Origin of the sequence: Streptomyces xiamenensis (assembly GCF_000993785.3) — a bacterium.
GTDB classification, from domain to species: domain Bacteria; phylum Actinomycetota; class Actinomycetes; order Streptomycetales; family Streptomycetaceae; genus Streptomyces; species Streptomyces xiamenensis.
In genome coordinates, this window is record NZ_CP009922.3 from 1,624,038 (window position 1) to 1,642,855 (window position 18,818).

Here is an 18,818-nt window from a genome sequence, read left to right on the forward strand (position 1 = left end):
TTTGTGGACAACCCGGCACCTGTGGATAACTCCGTCACTCATGTGAGTGACGACCGCCGGCCCCTCACCCCGACCAGCGCCCATCCGCCCGCCTACTTCGGGGCGATCACAGCCCCCAGCAGCCCCGGCCCGGTGTGCGCACCGATCACCGCGCCCACCTCACTCACCTGCACGTCCTCCACCCCCGGAATCCGCTCCCGCAGCCGCTCGGCGAGCGCCACCGCCCGTTCCTCCGCCGCGAGATGGTGCACCGCGACCTCCACCGGGCCAAGACCCGCGTGACCGACGGCCAGTTCCTCCAGCCGCGCGATCGCCTTCCCCGCCGTGCGGACCTTCTCCAGCGGCTCGATCCGCCCCTCCACCAGCTCCAGCAGCGGCTTCACCGCCAGCGCGGACCCCAGCAGCGCCTGCGCCGCACCGATCCGCCCGCCCCTGCGCAGATGCTCCAGGGTGTCCACGTAGAAGTACGCCCGCGTCGACTGGGCCCGCTTGACCGCCGCCGCCACCGCCTCGTCCGCCGAGCCGCCCGCCTCCGCCGTCTCGGCGGCCGCCAGCACGCTGAACCCCAGCGCCATGGTGGCCATCCCGCTGTCCACCACCCGCACCGGCAGCGGCGCGTCCCGGCCCGCCAGCACCGCCGCGTCGTACGTCCCGGAGATCTCCGCCGACAGGTGCAGCGAGACCACGGCCTCCGCGCCCTCCTCGGCCGCCCGCCGGTACGCCGCCGCGAACGTCTCGGGGCTGGGCCGGGAGGTGGTCACCGGCAGCCGCTCCCGCAGCGCCCGCTCCAGCCGCCGCGCCGCGTCCGGCGTACCGTCCGGCACGGCCTCGCCGCCCAGCACCACCGTCAACGGGACGGAGGTGATCGCGTGCCGCGTCAGCTCCGCCGGCGGCAGATAGGCGGTGGAATCGGTGACGATGGCGACAGATCGGGGCATGGTCCGGAGATTAGCGGACGTCCCTACCGGCGCTCCTGCGGCCCCTTGCCGCCCTCGATACCGGGCTCCGGCTGCGCGGCGGGCGCCCAGTGGCGCAGCGCGCTGGCCTCCACCGCGATCTGTTCGTGCAGCGCGTTCAGCGCGTCCGCGTCGTGCCGGTGCGCCCGTTCCAGGGCCGCCTGCCGCAGCGAGTCGGCCGACCGTACGATGCGCTGGGCCCGCTCCCGCAGCGCGGGCAGCCGGGACGCCACCCACCCCCGGTCCGGGTCGCCCGCCACCAGCGTCTCCAGCTCGCCGTCCAGCTGCCGTGCGTGCCCGTACAGCTGGTCCAGCAGCGCCAGCGACTCGCGCAGCGCCGGATCGTCGGCCGCCCCCGCCCGCAGCACGCCCCGGGTGCCGTCCAGCGCCGAGCGCAGTTCCCTGCGGGTCCGCGCGGCCTCCCCGATCACCCCGGGCTGCACCGCGCGGGCCGCCAGAGTGGCCTCCGAGACCGTGCGGTTCACCTTCTGGCGCAGCTCGCGCCCCGCCCGCTCGGCCCGCCGTTTCACCGACCGCACCGTGCGGACCGCCAGCGCCACGAACACCAGGAAGGTCAGCACCATCACCGCGACAGCGATCTCCATCCCGCCCTCCACACATCCGTGCCACACACAGTCCTGGCCACCAGCGTAGGCGGACCGCCCCCGAATGGGGACGGGGCCGGACCCGGAAGAAACCCGGATCCCGCCCCGCACCCGTCGCTCAGCCGCTCAGCCGCTCACGCGGGAACGATGTTCACCAGCTTCGGCGCGCGCACGATCACCTTGCGCACCCCGGCCCCGCCCAGCGCCGCGACGACACCGGGATCGCCCAGCGCCAGCGCCTCCAGCTCGGCGTCGTCGATCCCCGGCGGCACCTCCAGCCGCGCCTTCACCTTCCCCTTCACCTGCACCACGCACGTGACCGTCTCCTCGACCACGTACGCCGGATCGGCGACCGGGAAGTCCGCGTGCGCGACGCTGCCACCCTCGTGCCCCAGCCGGTGCCACAGCTCCTCGGCGATGTGCGGGGCCAGCGGCGCCGTCAGCAGCACCAGGGTCTCCGCGACCTGGCGCGGAACGGCCCCGCCCCGCTTGGTCACGTAGTTGTTCAGCTCGGTGATCTTGGCGATGGCGGTGTTGAAGCGCAGCCCCTGCAGATCGCGGGTCACCCCGTCGATCGCCCGGTGCACGGCCCGCAGCATCTCCTCGTCCGGCGCGTCCTCCGTCACCGTCACGTCGCCGGTGGTCTCGTCCAGCACGTTGCGCCACAGCCGCTGCAGCAGCCGGTACTGCCCGACGACCGCCCGTGTCTCCCACGGCCGCGAGACGTCCAGCGGACCCATCGCCATCTCGTACAGGCGCAGCGTGTCCGCGCCGTACTGCGCGGCGATGTCGTCGGGCGAGATGGCGTTCTTCAGCGACTTGCCGATCTTGCCCAGCTCGCGGGTGACCTGCTCGCCGCCCCACCAGTACGTGCCGCCCTCGCGCTCCTCCACCTCGGCGGCGGGCACCGGGAAGCCGCGCGCGTCACGGTAGACGTACGCCTGGATCATGCCCTGGTTGAACAGCTTGTGGTACGGCTCGGCCGAGGACACGTGTCCCAGGTCGAACAGCACCTTGTGCCAGAACCGCGCGTACAGCAGGTGCAGCACCGCGTGCTCGGCGCCGCCCACGTACAGGTCCACGCCCCCGGTGGGCATGCCCTCGCGCGGGCCCATCCAGTAGCGCTCGATCTCCGGGTCCACCAGCCGCTCGCTGTTGTGCGGGTCCAGGTAGCGCAGGTGGTACCAGCAGGAGCCGGCCCAGTTGGGCATGGTGTTGGTCTCGCGCCGGTAGCGCTGGGGGCCGCGCCCGTCCCCCAGGTCCAGGGTGACGTGCACCCACTCCTCATTGCGGGACAGCGGCGTCTCGGGCTGGGTGTCGGCGTCCTGCGGGTCGAAGGTGCGCGGCGTGTAGTCGTCCACCTCCGGCAGTTCCAGCGGCAGCTGGGAGGCGGGCAGCGCGTGCGCGATGCCGTCCTCGTCGTACACGATGGGGAACGGCTCGCCCCAGTACCGCTGCCGGCTGAACAGCCAGTCACGCAGCCGGTAGTTGACGGTGCCCTCGCCCAGGCCGCGGTCCGCCAGCCACGCCGTGATCGCCGCCTTGGCGTCCTCGACCCCCAGCCCGTCCAGCGACACCTCGGAGGAGGCCGAGTTGATCAGCCGCGCGTCCTTGGCGTTGAACGCGTCGTCCCACGCGGCCGGGTCCGTGCCCCGCCCGTCCGTGGGCTCCACCACGCAGCGCATCGGCAGCTCGAAGGCACGCGCGAAGGCGAAGTCCCGGCTGTCGTGCGCCGGCACCGCCATGATCGCGCCGGTGCCGTAGCCCATCAGCACGTAGTCGGCGATGAACACGGGAACGCGCTCGCCGTTGACCGGGTTGGTGGCGTACGCGCCGGTGAACACCCCGGTCTTGACCTTGGCGTCCGCCTGCCGCTCCACGTCCGACTTGGCCGCCGCCTGCTTGCGGTACGCGGCCACCGCCGCGCCAGGCGTGGCGTGCCCACCCGTCCACACCGCGTGGGTGCCCTGCGGCCACGCGGCCGGCACGATCGCGTCGACCAGGTGGTGCTCGGGCGCCAGCACCATGTAGGTGGCGCCGAACAGCGTGTCCTGACGCGTCGTGAAGACCGTGACCGCGCCTCCGTCGCCCGGCTCGCCCACCTGGAAGTCGACCCGCGCGCCCTCCGAGCGGCCGATCCAGTTGCGCTGCTGCAGCTTGATGGCCTCGGGCCAGTCCACCGTGTCCAGGTCGTCCGCCAGCCGGTCGGCGTAGGCGGTGATCCGCATGTTCCACTGGCGCAGCTTGGACTTGAAGACCGGGAAGTTGCCGCGCTCGGAGCGACCGTCGGCGGTCACCTCCTCGTTGGCCAGCACCGTGCCCAGGCCGGGGCACCAGTTGACGGGCGCGTCGGAGGCGTACGCCAGCCGGTACCCGGTCAGCACGTCGGCCCGCTGCGCCGCCGTCAGCTCACTCCACGGCTGCCCGTCCGGGGTCTCGCGGGTGCCGGCCTCGAACTCGGCGACCAGCTCGGCGATGGGCCGGGCCCGGCCGGCGCCGGTGTCGTACCAGGAGTTGAAGATCTGCAGGAAGATCCACTGCGTCCAGCGGTAGTACTCCGGGTCGATGGTGGCGACGGTGCGCCGCTTGTCGTAGCCCAGGCCCAGCCGCCGCAGCTGCGCCTCGTACTTCTCGATGTTCGTCTCGGTGGACACCCGCGGGTGGGTGCCGGTCTGCACGGCGTACTGCTCGGCGGGCAGGCCGAACGCGTCGTACCCCAGCGTGTGCAGGACGTTGTGGCCGCTCATCCGCAGGAAGCGGGCGTACACGTCGGTGGCGATGTAGCCCAGCGGATGTCCCACGTGCAGGCCCGCGCCCGAGGGGTACGGAAACATGTCCATGATGAACTTCTTGGGCCGGGCCGCCTGCGCCGGGTCATCCGCCAGGTCACCCGAAGGGTTGGGCGTGCGGTACGTGCCGTGCTGCTCCCACCAGTCCTGCCAGCGTGCCTCGATGTCCGCTGCCAGGGCGGCGTCGTACTTCTGTGTCTCGCTCATGGTCCTCGAAGCTCCATCGGGTCGTCTCTGCCGCGCCATGAAAAAACCCCTCGCACAGGAGGGGGTCGCCGCGCCGATTCCGGGCCCGGCTCAGCGGCGGGACCGGCGGTGACTCAGCGCGGCCGGCTAAGCAGAAGGCGTACGGCACGCATGGCCTCAGAATACCGCACGGGGACAAACCGAAAGCGGGCCATCCATCAACTGGATGACCCGCTTGGTGATTGTGGAGCTAAGGAGAATTGAACTCCTGACCTCTTGCATGCCATGCAAGCGCTCTACCAACTGAGCTATAGCCCCTTGTTCTGTTGTTCCCCGCCGGGCTTCCTTCCGGTTTCCCTTCCGGCCCCTTGCGGCGATGCCCTTACTCTACACACTCACCGGGGTGGTTTGCCAAATCGGCTGCGGCGGCCCGCCGTCCGGGGGTTCATCAGGCACTCGCGAAGGAGTAGAACCGCTTCAGCGCACAGTGCTCGTCCAGCAGCCGGCCATAGATCGGCTCGCCCTCCAGCTCCCGGTACACCTCGATCGGGTCGCCCTTGATGATGAGCGCCCGCGCGCACTCCACGCACCAGTACTGATAGTCCGTGTTCACGGGCTGGAGATCACGGACGATGGGCGTACCGCAGCCGCACCAGTCGCACTTCCTGCTGTGGGCACCCAAGGGAAACGCCTCCGTCAACGCCGGACAGGCCAAGCCGGGGACCCCTCGCCCGACGCCTTCCGATTGTGCCACGCGGGACCCCGGCGAATAAGTCCCGCGTCACACGTCGTGAGCGAAGGGAGACGCTTTCGAGATCGGCGTCACCCTCGCCGCCCGCGCCGCACGTGCCCACCAAGCCGTACGGGCGTCGGCTACCCGCCGACGCCCGTGCCACACCCCGCCGCCGGGTCACCCCGGCGCTGCCGCTCCCCCTCGGGTCCCGCCGCCTGTCAGACGTCGTCTCAGACGTCGTCGCCGATGACCGGCTCCGGCAGCGAACCCGCGTTGTGCTCCAGCAGCCGCCAGCCGCGCTCGCTCTCGCCCAGCACCGACCAGGAGCAGTTGGCGAGCCCGCCCAGCGCCTCCCAGGTGGCCGGCGCGAGGCCGAGCAGCCGGCCGATGGTGGTCCGGATCGTCCCGCCATGGCTGACGACCACCAGGACCCCGCCCGGCGGCAGCTTCTCCGCCGTGCGCTCCACCAGGGGCGCCGCCCGGTCGGCGACCTCGGTCTCCAGCTCGCCGCCGCCGCGCCGCACCGGCTCGCCGCGCTTCCACGCCGCGTACTGCTCGCCGAAGCGGGCCTTGATCTCCTCGTGCGTCAGCCCCTGCCACTCGCCGGCGTACGTCTCGCGCAGCGCCTCGTCATGGGTGACCGGCAATCCGGTGACGGCCGAGAGCTCGGCGGCGGTGGCCACCGTACGCCGCAGGTCGGAGCCGATGATCGTGTGCGGCGACAGCCCGGCCAGCAGCCGCGCGGCCCGCTTGGCCTGGGCCACGCCGGTCTCGGTCAGCTCGATGTCCAAGGTGCCCTGGAAGCGGTTCTCCAGGTTCCAGGCGGTCTGGCCGTGCCGCCACAGGACGATCCGCCGTCCGTGGCTCCGCGCGGCGCTCAGCTGAACTCACCGCCGGGTGCCAGGCCCTCGTCCGCCGGGCCCGCCTCTCCGGCGTGCGCGGCTGCCTTGCCCCGGGTCGCCTTGGCGTCCTCGGGCAGCTCCAGCTGCGGGCAGTCCTTCCACAGCCGCTCCAGCGCGTAGAAGACGCGCTCCTCGGCGTGCTGCACGTGCACCACGATGTCGACGTAGTCCAGCAGCACCCAGCGGCCGTCGCGCTCGCCCTCGCGGCGCACCGGCTTGGCGCCCAGCTCCTTGTTCAGCGTCTCCTCGATGCCCTCGACGATGGCCTTGACCTGCCGGTCGTTGGGCGCGGAGGCGAGCAGGAAGGCGTCGGTGATGGCGAGGACGTCACTGACGTCGTAGGCGATGATGTCGTGCGCCAGCTTGTCGGCCGCGGCCTGGGCGGCGGCCTCGATCAGCTCGGTGGCGCGATCCGTTGCGGTCACAGGCGAAGCTTCTCCATCGTTACGGCGGCAGTGGTGGTTCGGCAGCGTCAGCGGATTTCTCCGACGATGTCCCCCCAAGGGTCTCACGGCCCACTGACAGGCTCAGCCCGGTTTACCCCTGAGCCTGTCACCCACCGCTACCGCGCCTACTCCCCGTAGTCCTCGCCCAGCACGATCGTCACATCGGCGTTGGGCGCGCCGTCGCCCGCCTCCACCACGTCCTCCGGCAGCCCCAGCGTCCTGGCGGCCTCCACCGCCGTCTCCCGGTGCTCCTCCGACCGGTACGTGATCCGCGAGGTCTCCCCCGGCTCCGGCGCCGTACGGCTGTCGACGACCGAGAAACCACCGTTGATCAGGGCCACCCGGGCGGTTTCCCCGCCCGCCTCGCTGCCGGTCGCGTCGGTGACCGAGATCCGCAGCGCCGCGCCCGGGTCGGCGTTGACGACCGTGCCGCCCAGCACGTCCATCACCAGGCCCTCGGCCGTCTCGGTGCTCAGCGTGCCGTCGCTCTCCACCGGCAGCAGCAGGGTCTCGTACGCGTCGTCCTGCGCGTATCCGCCGAGCTGGGCCAGGCTCAGCGCCAGCTCCTCCTCGGACAGCGAGGGGTCCGCGATCAGCCCGACCGCGTGAATGGTCCGGGTGGCGCCCTCGGCCCCCGTCGGCATCTTGGCCAGCATTCCGGCCAGCACCTGCCCGAACCGTTCCAGGCGCGCGTTCTCCGGCTCCTCGGGCTCCCGGTAGGTCACGTAGGCGACCGCGGCCTCGCCGCTCAGCGACACGTTCTCGCCCAGCGGCACCAGCGGCTCGTCGTCCTTCTTGCCCGGCACCTCGGTGTCGGTGGTGATGGTGATCCCGCCCAGCAGGTCGACGAGCGTCTCCAGATACGGGCTGCCGAGCCGCCAGGTCCCCTTGATGTCGGCGCCGAGCAGATCGCCCGCCGCCTCCCGGACCGATCCGGCGGCCTCCTGGGTCACGGCCTGGCCCAGCGTGGTCGTGCCGCCGTCCGGGGTGATGGTCAGATCGCCGGGCAGCAGCACGGTGTACCCGCCGCCCGTCGTCTCGTTGGCGACCAGCAGCGCGGTGGACGCGGTCTCCCCGTCCAGCTCCCGCAGATGCACGATGATCACATCGCGCTTCTCGGCCACCGCCGACCCCCCGTCGTCCCCGCCGGGGCCCGACAGGAACGGCAGCCGGTCGGTCGCCCACAGCGCCCCGACCGAGCCGATCAGCGCCAGCACCAGGACGATCACCAGCAGCCGCACCCGGCCCCTGCCGCGCCGCTTGGCCTCCTCGCGGCGCTCGGTGCGGCTCTCGCTGAACTTCAGCCAGTCGATGACGTCTTCCGAGCCGGCGTCCTCCTCCTCGATGAAGGCGAACTGCTCGGTGGCGTACTCCTTGACCTCGGTGTCATCGCCCCCGGCCCGGTCATCCGACCCGGCCCGCGGTTCCGGCCCGCCGTCCGCGCCGGAAGACGGCTCCGGGTCGGCACCGGCCCCCGCCCCGGTCTCCGGCTGCCGCTGCTGGGGCACCGCGCCCGCCGGCGCCGCGTCGACGGCCGGCTGTTCGCCGGTCCCGTACTCCGGGTAGCCGGGCGCGTCGGTGACCCGCGGCTGCTGCCCGCTCCCCCAGTCGTAGGAGTCCTGCTGATAGCCGTCGTACCCCGGGTACTGCTGCTGGTACGGGTCGTACCCGTAGCCCGGCTGCTGGTAGTCCGACGAGGGATAACCCGACTGCTGGTAACCGGACTGCTGGTAGTCCGCCTGCTGATAACCCGACTGGTCCTGCTGCGGCTGCTGGTACTGCTGCGGGTAGTACTGCTCCTGCTGCGGTTCCTGCTGCTGCCCCGGGGATCCGGGGGCCGGCTGGTACAGGGGGCGCCCGTACTCGTCATAGCCGTAGATCTGCCCGTACGGATCCTGTCGGTCGTTCACCCGTGCCGCCCCTTCAGTCCCTCAGCCGGTTCAGCCTGTCCGCTCCGGAAGCTCGGAGTCCCCGTCCCGGTAGAGGGCGCGCTTGTCGATGTAGCGCACCACCCCGTCCGGCACGAGATACCAGACCGGATCGCCACGGGCGACCCGCTCGCGGCAATCGGTGGAGGAGATCGCCAGGGCGGGCACCTCCACCAGGGAGACCCCGCCGTTCGGCAGCCCCGGATCGGTGAGGGTGTGCCCCGGCCGGGTGACGCCGATGAAGTGGGCGAGCGAGAACAGCTCGGGGGCGTCCCGCCAGGTCAGGATCTGGGCGAGCGCGTCCGCGCCGGTGATGAAGAAGAGATCCGCGTCCTGGTGCTGTGCCCGCAGGTCGCGCAGCGTGTCGATGGTGTACGTCTTGCCGCCGCGGTCGATGTCGATGCGGCTGACCGAGAACTGCGGATTGGACGCGGTCGCGATGACCGTCATCAGATACCGGTCCTCGGCGGCCGAGACCTGCCGGTGCTCCTTCTGCCACGGCTGCCCGGTCGGCACGAAGATGACCTCATCGAGGTGGAACCGGGCCGCCACCTCACTGGCGGCGACCAGGTGGCCGTGATGGACCGGATCGAACGTCCCGCCCATCACGCCGAGCCGCCGCCTCCCGGGGGTTATCCCGTCTGCCATGAGCGGACCTTAACTGCTTCGGGGCCGTGAGGCTCAGCGGTCGCGGTTGAGGCGGGTGGTGATCCACAGGAGCAGCAGCAGCGCCGCGAGCGCGCCACCACCGATGAAGTACGCGTTGAGGCTGTCGTGCGGGCCGCCTTCGCTCGCGAGCGTAGTGAGGGCTTCGGCGGTGCTGCTGGGCAGGTTCATGAACGGACCTATCCGGAACGAGACGGCTGGGACGTAGGCTCATCGTAAGCGGACGCGTCCGTGGCGGCCTCTTGCCCCCACCGCTCCCGATGCGATGCGGTGGACACAGCCACGTCCGGAGCCGACGAACACAGACTTCACAAGGGGGCCCGATGAGCGACGACACCGGCTCGAACAACGGGAACGACGGCCAGGGGAGTGACGGCGGCGACGGCCACGGGGCAGCGACGCCCGACCCCGCGGCCCTCAACCGCGAGCGGCTCCCCGGCCGCAACCGCCGCCGCTTCCCCGGCATATCGTCCCGCGCCTACGAACACCCCGCCGACCGCTCGGCCCTGGTCGCGCTGCGCAAACTGACCGGCTTCGACACGGTCTTCAAGGCGCTGAGCGGCATGCTCCCCGAGCGCAGCCTGCGCCTGATGTTCCTGTCCGACTCGGTCCGCGTCGACGAGCGGCAGTTCGCCCACCTGCACCAACTCCTCCTGGAGGCCTGCGACATCCTGGACCTGGAAACGGTCCCGCCGATGTACGTCACCCAGGACCCCAGGCCGAACGCCATGTGCATCGGCCTGCAGCAGCCGATCATCGTGGTCACCACCGGGCTCGTCGAACTCCTCGACGAGGACGAGATGCGCGCCGTCATCGGCCACGAGGTGGGCCACGCCCTGTCCGGGCACGCCGTCTACCGCACCATCCTGCTCTTCCTCACCAGCATCGCCGTCCGGGTGGCCTGGATCCCGCTCGGCAACATCGCGATCATGGGCATCATCACGGCGCTGCGCGAATGGTTCCGCAAGTCCGAACTCTCCGCCGACCGCGCCGGACTGCTCGTCGGCCAGGACCCGCAGGCCTCACTGCGCGGCCTGATGAAACTGGCCGGCGGCAACCACCTGCACCACATGAACGTCGACGCCTTCCTCGAACAGGCCAAGGAGTACGAGGCGGGCGGCGATCTGCGCGACTCGGTGCTCAAGATCCTCAACGTGCTGCCGCGCACCCACCCCTTCGCCGCCGTCCGGGCCGCCGAGCTGCACCGGTGGGCGGCCACCCGCGACTACCAGCGGATCATGGACGGGCACTACCCGCGCCGCGACACGGATGCCGACGCCTCCGTCAGCGGCTCCATCCGGGAATCGGCGGGCCACTACGCCCAGTCGGTCAAGTCCAGCAAGGACCCGCTCATGAAGCTGGTCTCGGACGTGGCGGGCGGGGCCAGCGATCTGGGCGGCAGGCTCCGCGACTTCGCCACCGGCCGCGGCAACGGTGCCAGCGGTACCGGAGGCGGCGGCACGGCCGGGGGCGGAACCTCGGGGAGCCCTAAAGATCCCGGGCCGCAGACTCCGGGTTAGGCAACGCCTTGGCGTCCAGCGCCCCGCACAGCGGAATGTGGTCGGCATCGGTGGTGTACGGATCGGTGCCGGCCGGCCGCGAGTCCCCGGCCCGCTCCCCCGCCAGCAACGGCCGCAGCGGACCGTCCGGGTCCACCCCGCAGTCCATCGGGCCGGCCAGCAGATCCGTCTGGCGCAGGATGACGGTCCGCTCCTGAAGCCCTTCCTCGGCGAACAGCATGACCACCTCGCGCCGCACCGTGAACAGTGTCGTCTCCCCCGGCTCCTCGCCGGGTTCGCGCGGCGTGGCACCGGCCTCCCGCACCGCGTACACGGCGACGTGGCGCGCGGTCACCTGGAGCATGTCGTCGGCGATCTCGGTGAAGGCGAACGTGCCCTCGATCCGCACCTGCGGATCGGCGAGTTCCACCTCCAGCGGATCGAAGCTCACCAGCCACGCGGTCAGCGGCGCGGCGGCGATCCCGCCGCTCACCGCCCGGTCCAGCTGCCGCCGCTGCTGCGGATCCAGCAACTCGCGTACCGGCACGGCCGAGACCCCGGTCAGCACGTCCTGGGTGAGCGCGCTGGCCACGATGTACTCCTTGGCCAGCGTGAGCGCGGTGAACACCTGATCGCGCGAGAAGTGCGCGGTCGCCCGCGCGTCGGGCAGCAGCACCCCGGCCGCACCGGAGCCGAACCCCTGCGCCGGACTGGCCTCGAACAGCTCCGCCGGCTCCGCCGCGCCCGGCACCACGCCGGCGGGTGCCAGCGGCACCAGGGTGGTCAGCGGCGGCTGAACGGCGTGCCCGCCGTCCTGGCCGTACGGGTTGTTGTTGCCCAGGTACACGGCCGCGGCGAACGCCAGCAGGATGATCACGCCGAGCGCCAGCCCCTGCCGGGGCACCGTACGGTGCGGCGCGCGATCGCGGACCGCCGTGCTGTGGTCCTGAAGCCGCTCCCGCGCCGAATACTCCTGGAGACGTGCCGCATTGACGAACGACTCGTCGAAGACGGTCGACGCGTACTCCTCGTCCCCACTGCCCGGGACACCCCCGGGGTCCGAACTCCCGGCCACCCGACCAGAGTACGGTCACCGGCGAAGCCCCGGCACCCCCGATCGCGCCTTACAGCCCGTCCTCCGGCTCGTCGTGCTCGGTGGCCGGGGGCGGACGGTCCTGCCCGTGCTCACCCGCACCACCGGAACGCTGAACGGCTATGAGGGCGAAGGCGATCACGCTGATCCCCATCACCACGGCGAGTACGCAGGCCACCGGCCGTTGCCAGCGCAGCGGACGCCAGGCGGCCGGCGGACCGCTGTGCGCGGGCCCGGCGATGGCGGGGCCGGGGGCGGGCGGCGGCACGGAGTAGTCGCTGCCGAGGGCCTCGTCCTCGTCCTCCTCCTCGGGCGGGAGGTAGCGCAGATAGTCGGAGCGGTCGAAGCGCCCCTCGTCGTCATCGTGTTCGCCGTACAGGCCCTGGGCCTCGGCGGCCTCCGACTCGGCGCGTTCCAGAGCGGCGTACAGAATGCGCTCGGCGGCGGTCGGTTCATGGATCTCGGCGGCTTGGACAAAATCGTCGTCGAGCACCACCGAGGCGAAGACCTCATCGGCGGTGCGGCGTTCCTGGCTGTCTGGCCTGTCTCCGTCCGGGAACGGCAGGCCCCCCACGTCATCCGGCACGCGTCCCAGCGTAGGCGGATTGGCGGCGTGGGGGGAGGGTCGCCGTGAATTCACTCGCGGGTGTGACCGTCCCCGGTGACGACATAGGTGGTCGAGGTCAGCTCGGGCAGCCCCATCGGGCCCCTGGAGTGCAGTTTCTGGGTGGAGATCCCGATCTCGGCGCCGAAGCCGAACTGTCCGCCATCCGTGAACCGCGTCGACGCGTTGACCATGACGGCCGCCGAATCCATCCGGGCCGTGAACCGGCGGATGGCACCGGCGTCCCGGGCGACGATCGCCTCGGTGTGGCCGCTGGTCCAGCGCCGGATGTGCGCCACGGCCGCGTCCAGGTCCTCCACGACGGCGGCGGCGATGTCCAGGCTCAGATACTCGTCCGCCCAGTCCTCGTCGCCCGCCTCCAGCACGTCGACCCCGGCCTGCTCACCGGTCTTGCGCCACCGCTCGTCGCCGTGCACGGTGACCCCGGCCGCGGTCAGCGCCTCCAGGGCCAGGGGCAGGAAACGGTCCGCGATCGCGGCGTGCACGAGCACGGTCTCGGCGGAGTTGCAAACCGAGGGCCGCTGCGCCTTGGAATTCACCAGGATCTTGACCGCCGTCTCCAGATCGGCGCTCTCGTCCACGTACACGTGGCAGTTGCCGACGCCCGTCTCGATGACGGGCACGGTCGACTCGTTCACCACGGTCCGGATGAGCGAGGCACCGCCGCGCGGGATGAGCACGTCGACCAGGCCGCGGGCGGTCATGAGCTCCCGTACGGAGTCGCGGCTCTCGCCCGGCACGAGCTGGACGGCGTCGGCGGGCACCCCCGCCGAGGCGACGGCGTCGCGCAGCACGGCCACGATGGCCGTGTTCGAGGCGTAGGCGGAGGAGGAACCCCGCAGCAGCACGGCGTTCCCCGACTTCAGACACAGGGCGGCGGCGTCCACGGTCACGTTCGGCCGGGCCTCGTAGATGATCCCGACCACCCCGAGCGGAACGCGCACCTGGCGCAGCTCCAGGCCGTTCGGCAGCGTCGAGCCGCGCACGACCTCCCCGACCGGGTCGGGCAGCGCCACCACATCGCGTACGTCGGAGGCGATGGCGGCCACCCGCTGCGGGGTCAGCGTCAGCCGGTCGACGATGCCGGCCGGCGTACCGGCTTCCCGGGCCCGCTCGACATCCACGCGGTTGGCGGTGACGATCTCATCGGCCCGCGCCTCCAGGGCGTCCGCCACGGCCAGCAGCGCCGCGTCACGCACGGAGCGCGGCAGCGGGGCCAGCTCGGCGGCGGCCTCCCGCGCCCGCCGGGCGGTGGCGATGACTGGAGAATCCACGACGCTGCTCATAGGACCAGCGTAACCGCGCGCTCACCGACCCCCTCCCCGCTGTCCACAGTGCGGTCAGAAGGGGTGCACCCCGACCGGGACCGCCCGTGGCGGCCCGCTGCCCTCGGCTACGCGCTGGTGGTACGTCTCCCGCCCGATCACCTCGAGCCCGACGATCTCCCACGGCGGCAGCTGCGCGGTAAGGCGGTGCTCGCCCCACAGCCGCAGCGCCACGGCGGCGGCGTCGTGCAGATCACGGGCCTCCTCCCAGTACCGGATCTCCGCGTGATCGCAGGCGTAGCGACTGGTGAGCAGGAACGGGTGGTCGTGCGCCAGCCGTTCGAGCCCCCGGCGCACTTCGCTCAGCGCGACCGCGCTCCCGGCGACGCTGAGCGTGATGTGCCACAGCCGGGCCGCCTCCCGCTCTCCCGCGATGGTGCGGGTGGCGGTTTGCTGGCGCTGCTCTCCGACGCTGGCCAGTCGTCTCACCGGCAGCCTCCTGACGTGGTACTGACATGACGCCGGTCCGACGCGCAAGGACCGCGTCTCAAAGTTGACCAGCTCATGCGCGGCCGTGGGGCCGTTTCCTGGATCCTTGCCGGAAAGGCTTATGCCCGCATCAGCACAAGGTCATCGCGATGGACGACCTCTCTTTCGTAGGCGGGGCCCAGTTCACGGGCCAGTTCGTGGGTGGACCGCCCGATGAGCTGGGGAATCTCGCGGGCGTCGAAGTTGACCAGGCCCCGGGCGACGGCCTGCCCGGCGCCGTCCCGCAGTTCGATCGGTTCGCCCGCCGTGAACTCCCCTTCGACCGCGGTGATCCCGGCGGGCAGCAGCGAGCTGCCCCGCTCGGTGACGGCGCGCACCGCTCCGTCGTCCAGCACGACGGCGCCGCGGGGGACGGAGGCGTGGGCGAGCCACAGCAGCCGGCCGGCGGAGCGCCGCCCGGTGGCATGGAAGAAGGTCCCGGTGGGCGCCCCGGCCAGCGCCTCCCCGGCGTGGCCGGCGGAGGTCAGCACCACCGGAATCCCGGCCTCGGTGGCGATGGAGGCGGCCTCGACCTTGGTGACCATCCCGCCGGTGCCCACCCCGGACTTCCCGGCCTTCCCGATCTCCACGCCCACGAGGTCCTCGGGCCCTGCGACCTCCTCGATGCGGCGGGTTCCGGGCTTGCGGGGGTCGCCGTCGTAGAGCCCGTCCACATCGGAGAGCAGCACGAGCAGATCGGCGCGCACCAGGTGGGCGACCAGGGCGGCGAGCCGGTCGTTGTCACCGAACCGGATCTCGTCCGTGGCCACGGTGTCGTTCTCGTTGACCACCGGGACCGCGCCCAGCTCCAGCAGCTGGTCCAGGGTCCGGTAGGCGTTGCGGTAGTGCGCGCGCCGGCTGGTGTCGTCGGAGGTGAGCAGCACCTGCCCGACGCGCCGCCCGTACCGGGCGAAGGAGGCGGTGTACCGGGCGAGCAGCAGCCCCTGCCCGACACTGGCGGCGGCCTGCTGCCGCGCCAGGTCGGAGGGCCGCCGCGCGAACCCCAGCGGCGCGAGCCCGGCGGCGATGGCCCCCGAGGACACCAGCACGATCTGCCGGTCCTCCTGCTTCACCAGCACATCGACGAGCGCGTCCACCCGATCGGCATCAAGCCCTCCGGCCGCCGTCGTGAGCGACGACGACCCCACCTTGACCACGACCCGCCGAGCCCCAGCAACCCCCTGCCGCACCACACCCACCGACGTACACCCTCACCGACTAGCTCCAGCTTTGCCCTCCCAACCTATGCCACCTGGCCCTTCACCGGCCTCCGGGATTCTCCTCTCCGGGCTTCTCCCTCGCAGCGGCCTCCCGCTCCAGAACCCGGGATGCGGCGAAGGATCCACCCAGGAAGCAGGCCACTCCAATCACGAAAAACATGCCGTATGGCTCCCAGAACGGAGACACCCGGACGAGCGTATATATACCTCCGACAGCAATAGGCAAAGCAAGTATGCGAATCCCTATCGGAATTCGAGCCAGCATGACCGAAAATCGACCAAAAATCATCATCTTTTCCCCTAGTGGCATATTGAACCCCATATTACCATTTCAGCAAAATTCCACATCACTCTTTGAAGGAATCTCGGTAGAGATTAATTACGGCCCAACCCACGCGTTCGCCGTCAGCATCTCGCACAACGTATCTGATGTGCGGTCCCGCCATACGGCCCGTCACTCCGCCAACCGCAGCAGCAATAAACATGTCGCCAGCATCCCATGCACCAGTTCCATAGACGCCGACAGTGTAGGAAGCTGCACCCGTAACGGCCCCAACCCCTACTACGCAAGCAGCTACGCCGATCGGGCCACCCGCAGCAGCACAGCCCCCGGCTGCAACGCTCCCCGCAATCAGAATTCCGCCCGCTCCCAGAGCATTGGCATGGTCCTTGATCCACTCACCACCCCTTGAAAGGAGAGTTTCACTCTCCTCTGCGAGGAAGTCCAACTGCCTGCGTTGACACACATCAGGAGCGCCTCCACCAGTCAGGCATATGAGCTGAACGATGGCGCCATATTCATCCGCGGCGGCAAAGTTGGCTGCTTCATTCAGCGTAAATTCCCTACTTCCCTCATACCCCATTCCCTGGAACCATTCGTAAGTACGCTCATCCAATGGGGCCCCGTAGTAGCTAATACTACTCGCATCAACAACCCGCGTCGCCGGACTGGCCGACGCCGACGACCTGCGCTCAGTAATCCGATTGGCATTAATGCAGCTACAATAACCGCCGACTGGCGACTTCACTGGTGACCGGGCAACGTACTGCGCTATCGCCTGCTCTCGCTTTTTCTTTGTTATCCCCCCTCTACTCTGCAACCCCTGGAGGTAGTTGTTATATTGATTACATGGTGACGCCGGCCCTCCAGGACACGAACTTGACAGCAAACCAGTTGGGTCACTGAAGGCCAGGGGATTGTTGTTCCCGTAGGCGTATCCGTGAATTTGTTGAGGATCGGTCAAATCCATGACCGGATCGAGGGAGATAAAACGTCCCAGGCTCGGGTCATATTCTCTGGCCCCCAGATGGGTGAGGCCGGTGGACGTGTCCTTCGTTCCGCCGACGAAGCCCCGGGTACCGGGCCAGTATGCGGGGGCCGGGCCGCGGTCCCCGCCGAAGGGGAGTGTGCGGCGGTGGTTGACCTCCATGGTGTAGCCGTCGACCGAGACTTGGCCCGTGCCGTGGTGGTCGGCCAGGCTGAAGGAGATGTCGCCGCTGTCCTCGAAGATCACCATGTGGCCGCCGCCGGCGTCCACATAGCGGGTGCCCCGGGCTGTCGCCGAGCCCTTGGCTACGGTGACCTCTGTGTGTCCCAGGTAGAGCGTCGTCTCCGTCGGCGTCCGTCCGATCAGGCGCTGGCCGTCCGCATCGTAGAGGTAGTCCGTGACCGCGCCATCGGCCTCCTCGACCTTCTCCAGGCCGCCTTCGGCGCTCCAGGTCAGCTCCTGGGTATCGCCGCCGATCTGCCGGGAGATCGTGTTGCCGGCCTCGTCGTAGGCGTACTCCTCCAGTGACCGGATGCCCGGGGCCTCCTGGATGACGGAGGTCACCGCGTGCGACTGGGGCTCACCCGCCTCCGGGTAGTGGTAGGTGCGCTCAACACTCTGCTCATGGCGCGTTTCAGTGAGGCGGTTGCCCGTCTTGTCGTACGTGTAGGAGTGCCAGTAAGGGGCCGGACCGGCCAGCAGGTTCGCCGTCGGTGCCGCCACGCAGTCCGTGTTGGTCCCCTGCGTCCAGGCCTCGGTCAACCTTCGGAGGTAGTCGTACTGGAAGCACTGGACCTCTGCACCGGTGGCTGTCCTACTGGAGAGAGACAGGACATTGCCCGCCTGGTCGTACTGGTATTCCTCCATGAGCTGATTGCCGGGAACACTGAATGCCACTGCCTGTACGGACTTGAGTCGCTGGGTCCCCCTCTCGTACGTGCTGCCAACTGAGACCGATTCATCTGCGAACTCGTTCGCCCGGAGGCGGAACATGGACGGCTTTCCGGTGTGTGTATATGTCGTTTCCACATGCAGTCGCTGCGGCGTCCGCAGATGGGTCAGCCGGAGCGTTCCGTCCTCGTACGTCGGCTGAAGGGTGAGGGCCGGCAGGCGACCAGCCGCCGGGTAACGGATCTGTTCCGGCTTTCCGGATCCCGCGTACGTCGTGCCCGACTCGTAGCGTCCCGCGAGTGCGCCTTCGCTCTCGGGGATCTCGACCTCAGTACGCACCGGCCGATACAGGGCATCGACCTCGATGACCCGGCTGGTGTAGGCACTGTCCTCCTCATAACGGGTGGACGAGGTCAGGAGTCCCTGTGCACCGGGGAGCGTGTCGTACTCCCACTCCGCACGCACCGGGCCCTGGAGGTCGGTCTCCCGCAGCCGGATCTTGCGACCCAGACCGTCGTACTCGTAGGCCAGCGTCACATCACGCGCATCGGTGCGATGGGTCAGCAGGTCGCGGTCGTCGAAGACGGACACCGTCGTGCCCGCGTCCGGGTCGGTGGTGGAAACGCGCCGGCCCAGTTGGTCGTACGTGTACGTCCACTCGTTCCCGGCCGGGTCGGTCACCTTCGCCAGTTCGCCGCGTGGGGTGAACTCGTAACGCGTGCTGTCGAAGGCTGCACCCGCCGAACGCTGGTGGTGCTGGCGCAACTCGGTGAGCTGCCCGCGGGCATCGGTGAGCGTGGTCGTTGCCGTCGCGCCCTCCGGTGGAATGACCGTCGTGCGATCGCCCCGGTAGGAGGTCTGGGTGACGGCGAGCACGCTGCCGCCGTCGCCGTCCCCGGCCATCATCCGGTTCTCGGTCTCACGTCCCAGCCCGTCGTAGCGATAGCGGAACTGGGTCTCGACCCCCGAGGCATCCTGACCCGGCAGGAAGAAGCTCTGTGCCGGTGCCCTGTCGTTGAAGTAGGGAGCGAAAGACTTCGCCACCAAGCCGCGCTCGTCGTAGAACGTGTCCGTCAGCAGTCGGCCGCCCTGCGGGCCGGGTGCCTGGGTCTGCCGTTCCCGCAGGAAGCCGTCGTACAGAACGTACGAGGTGTCCTGGCGCCCCACCCAGCGCAAGGTGAACAGATGAACGATTGGGGCAAGTGGTGCCAGCCGTTA

General features: G+C 70.2%; 16 protein-coding genes and 1 tRNA gene. 1 reads left to right on the top strand and 16 read right to left on the bottom strand.

Going from position 1 to position 18,818, the window contains the following annotated elements; translation table 11 throughout:
- Positions 1 to 92: 92 nt before the first annotated feature.
- From SXIM_RS07435 to SXIM_RS27300, 10 genes are all read right to left on the bottom strand, one after another.
- A complete protein-coding gene (locus tag SXIM_RS07435; RefSeq protein WP_030725748.1) occupies positions 93 to 938 on the bottom strand; it encodes a DegV family protein in 846 nt (281 codons plus the stop codon).
- A 23-nt stretch (positions 939 to 961) separates the two neighbouring features.
- On the bottom strand, positions 962 to 1,561 hold the full coding sequence (locus SXIM_RS07440) for a hypothetical protein (RefSeq protein WP_030725745.1): 600 nt from the start codon (positions 1,559 to 1,561) through the stop codon (positions 962 to 964).
- Between the two features lie 134 nt (positions 1,562 to 1,695).
- The gene (leuS, locus tag SXIM_RS07445) at positions 1,696 to 4,557 is read right to left on the bottom strand and encodes a leucine--tRNA ligase (RefSeq protein ID WP_030725742.1); all 2,862 of its coding nucleotides are present in this window, start codon (positions 4,555 to 4,557) and stop codon (positions 1,696 to 1,698) included.
- 224 nt (positions 4,558 to 4,781) lie between these two features.
- Positions 4,782 to 4,854 (bottom strand) — tRNA-Ala (locus tag SXIM_RS07450).
- A 130-nt stretch (positions 4,855 to 4,984) separates the two neighbouring features.
- Positions 4,985 to 5,218, bottom strand: coding sequence for a hypothetical protein (locus tag SXIM_RS07455; protein ID WP_030725739.1), 234 nt, complete (start codon positions 5,216 to 5,218; stop codon positions 4,985 to 4,987).
- Between the two features lie 281 nt (positions 5,219 to 5,499).
- Complete coding sequence (locus SXIM_RS07460; RefSeq protein ID WP_030725736.1) at positions 5,500 to 6,150, bottom strand: histidine phosphatase family protein; 651 nt, start codon at positions 6,148 to 6,150, stop codon at positions 5,500 to 5,502.
- Positions 6,147 to 6,596, bottom strand: coding sequence for a ribosome silencing factor (gene rsfS, locus SXIM_RS07465; RefSeq protein ID WP_030725733.1), 450 nt, complete (start codon positions 6,594 to 6,596; stop codon positions 6,147 to 6,149). The genes SXIM_RS07460 and rsfS overlap by 4 nt, the downstream gene beginning before the upstream one ends.
- 146 nt (positions 6,597 to 6,742) lie before the next feature.
- On the bottom strand, positions 6,743 to 8,527 hold the full coding sequence (locus SXIM_RS07470) for an LCP family protein (protein WP_046723349.1): 1,785 nt from the start codon (positions 8,525 to 8,527) through the stop codon (positions 6,743 to 6,745).
- Between the two features lie 30 nt (positions 8,528 to 8,557).
- A complete protein-coding gene (nadD, locus tag SXIM_RS07475) occupies positions 8,558 to 9,193 on the bottom strand; it encodes a nicotinate-nucleotide adenylyltransferase (protein WP_078846860.1) in 636 nt (211 codons plus the stop codon).
- 33 nt (positions 9,194 to 9,226) lie between these two features.
- Complete coding sequence (locus tag SXIM_RS27300) at positions 9,227 to 9,382, bottom strand: hypothetical protein (protein ID WP_168222754.1); 156 nt, start codon at positions 9,380 to 9,382, stop codon at positions 9,227 to 9,229.
- A 152-nt stretch (positions 9,383 to 9,534) separates the two neighbouring features.
- Here SXIM_RS27300 and SXIM_RS07480 point away from each other — a divergent pair, with 152 nt between their 5' ends.
- A complete protein-coding gene (locus SXIM_RS07480; protein WP_234389892.1) occupies positions 9,535 to 10,731 on the top strand; it encodes a M48 family metallopeptidase in 1,197 nt (398 codons plus the stop codon).
- Here SXIM_RS07480 and SXIM_RS07485 read toward each other — a convergent pair.
- From SXIM_RS07485 to SXIM_RS07510, 6 genes are all read right to left on the bottom strand, one after another.
- Positions 10,700 to 11,785 carry an SCO2583 family membrane protein gene (locus SXIM_RS07485; RefSeq protein ID WP_046723352.1) on the bottom strand — a complete coding sequence of 362 codons (1,086 nt, stop codon included), beginning with the start codon at positions 11,783 to 11,785 and terminating at the stop codon, positions 10,700 to 10,702. The two genes, SXIM_RS07480 and SXIM_RS07485, sit on opposite strands and share 32 nt — an antisense overlap.
- A 49-nt stretch (positions 11,786 to 11,834) precedes the next feature.
- Entirely contained in the window at positions 11,835 to 12,389 is a 555-nt protein-coding gene (locus tag SXIM_RS07490; protein ID WP_046723354.1) for an SCO2584 family spore wall biosynthesis protein, read from the bottom strand.
- A 50-nt stretch (positions 12,390 to 12,439) separates the two neighbouring features.
- A complete protein-coding gene (locus SXIM_RS07495) occupies positions 12,440 to 13,714 on the bottom strand; it encodes a glutamate-5-semialdehyde dehydrogenase (RefSeq protein ID WP_046723356.1) in 1,275 nt (424 codons plus the stop codon).
- A gap of 54 nt (positions 13,715 to 13,768) precedes the next feature.
- Positions 13,769 to 14,173, bottom strand: a complete 405-nt coding sequence (locus SXIM_RS07500) for a hypothetical protein (protein ID WP_078847071.1) — start codon at positions 14,171 to 14,173, stop codon at positions 13,769 to 13,771.
- Positions 14,174 to 14,301: 128 nt separating this feature from the next.
- Positions 14,302 to 15,420: a glutamate 5-kinase gene (gene proB, locus SXIM_RS07505; protein WP_078846861.1), complete on the bottom strand. Its 1,119-nt coding sequence runs from the start codon at positions 15,418 to 15,420 to the stop codon at positions 14,302 to 14,304.
- Between the two features lie 368 nt (positions 15,421 to 15,788).
- Entirely contained in the window at positions 15,789 to 18,767 is a 2,979-nt protein-coding gene (locus SXIM_RS07510) for an RHS repeat domain-containing protein (RefSeq protein ID WP_053116127.1), read from the bottom strand.
- Between the last annotated feature and the right edge of the window lie 51 nt (positions 18,768 to 18,818).

What these genes read in the sequence shown, in the direction of transcription:
- SXIM_RS07435 (WP_030725748.1), bottom strand. Translation starts at nt 938, where the DNA reads ATGCCCCGATCTGTCGCCATCGTCACCGATTCCACCGCCTATCTGCCG.
- SXIM_RS07495 (WP_046723356.1), bottom strand. Translation starts at nt 13,714, where the DNA reads ATGAGCAGCGTCGTGGATTCTCCAGTCATCGCCACCGCCCGGCGGGCG.
- SXIM_RS07440 (WP_030725745.1), bottom strand. Translation starts at nt 1,561, where the DNA reads ATGGAGATCGCTGTCGCGGTGATGGTGCTGACCTTCCTGGTGTTCGTG.
- leuS (WP_030725742.1), bottom strand. Translation starts at nt 4,557, where the DNA reads ATGAGCGAGACACAGAAGTACGACGCCGCCCTGGCAGCGGACATCGAG.
- SXIM_RS07480 (WP_234389892.1), top strand. Translation starts at nt 9,535, where the DNA reads ATGAGCGACGACACCGGCTCGAACAACGGGAACGACGGCCAGGGGAGT.
- nadD (WP_078846860.1), bottom strand. Translation starts at nt 9,193, where the DNA reads ATGGCAGACGGGATAACCCCCGGGAGGCGGCGGCTCGGCGTGATGGGC.
- SXIM_RS27300 (WP_168222754.1), bottom strand. Translation starts at nt 9,382, where the DNA reads ATGAACCTGCCCAGCAGCACCGCCGAAGCCCTCACTACGCTCGCGAGC.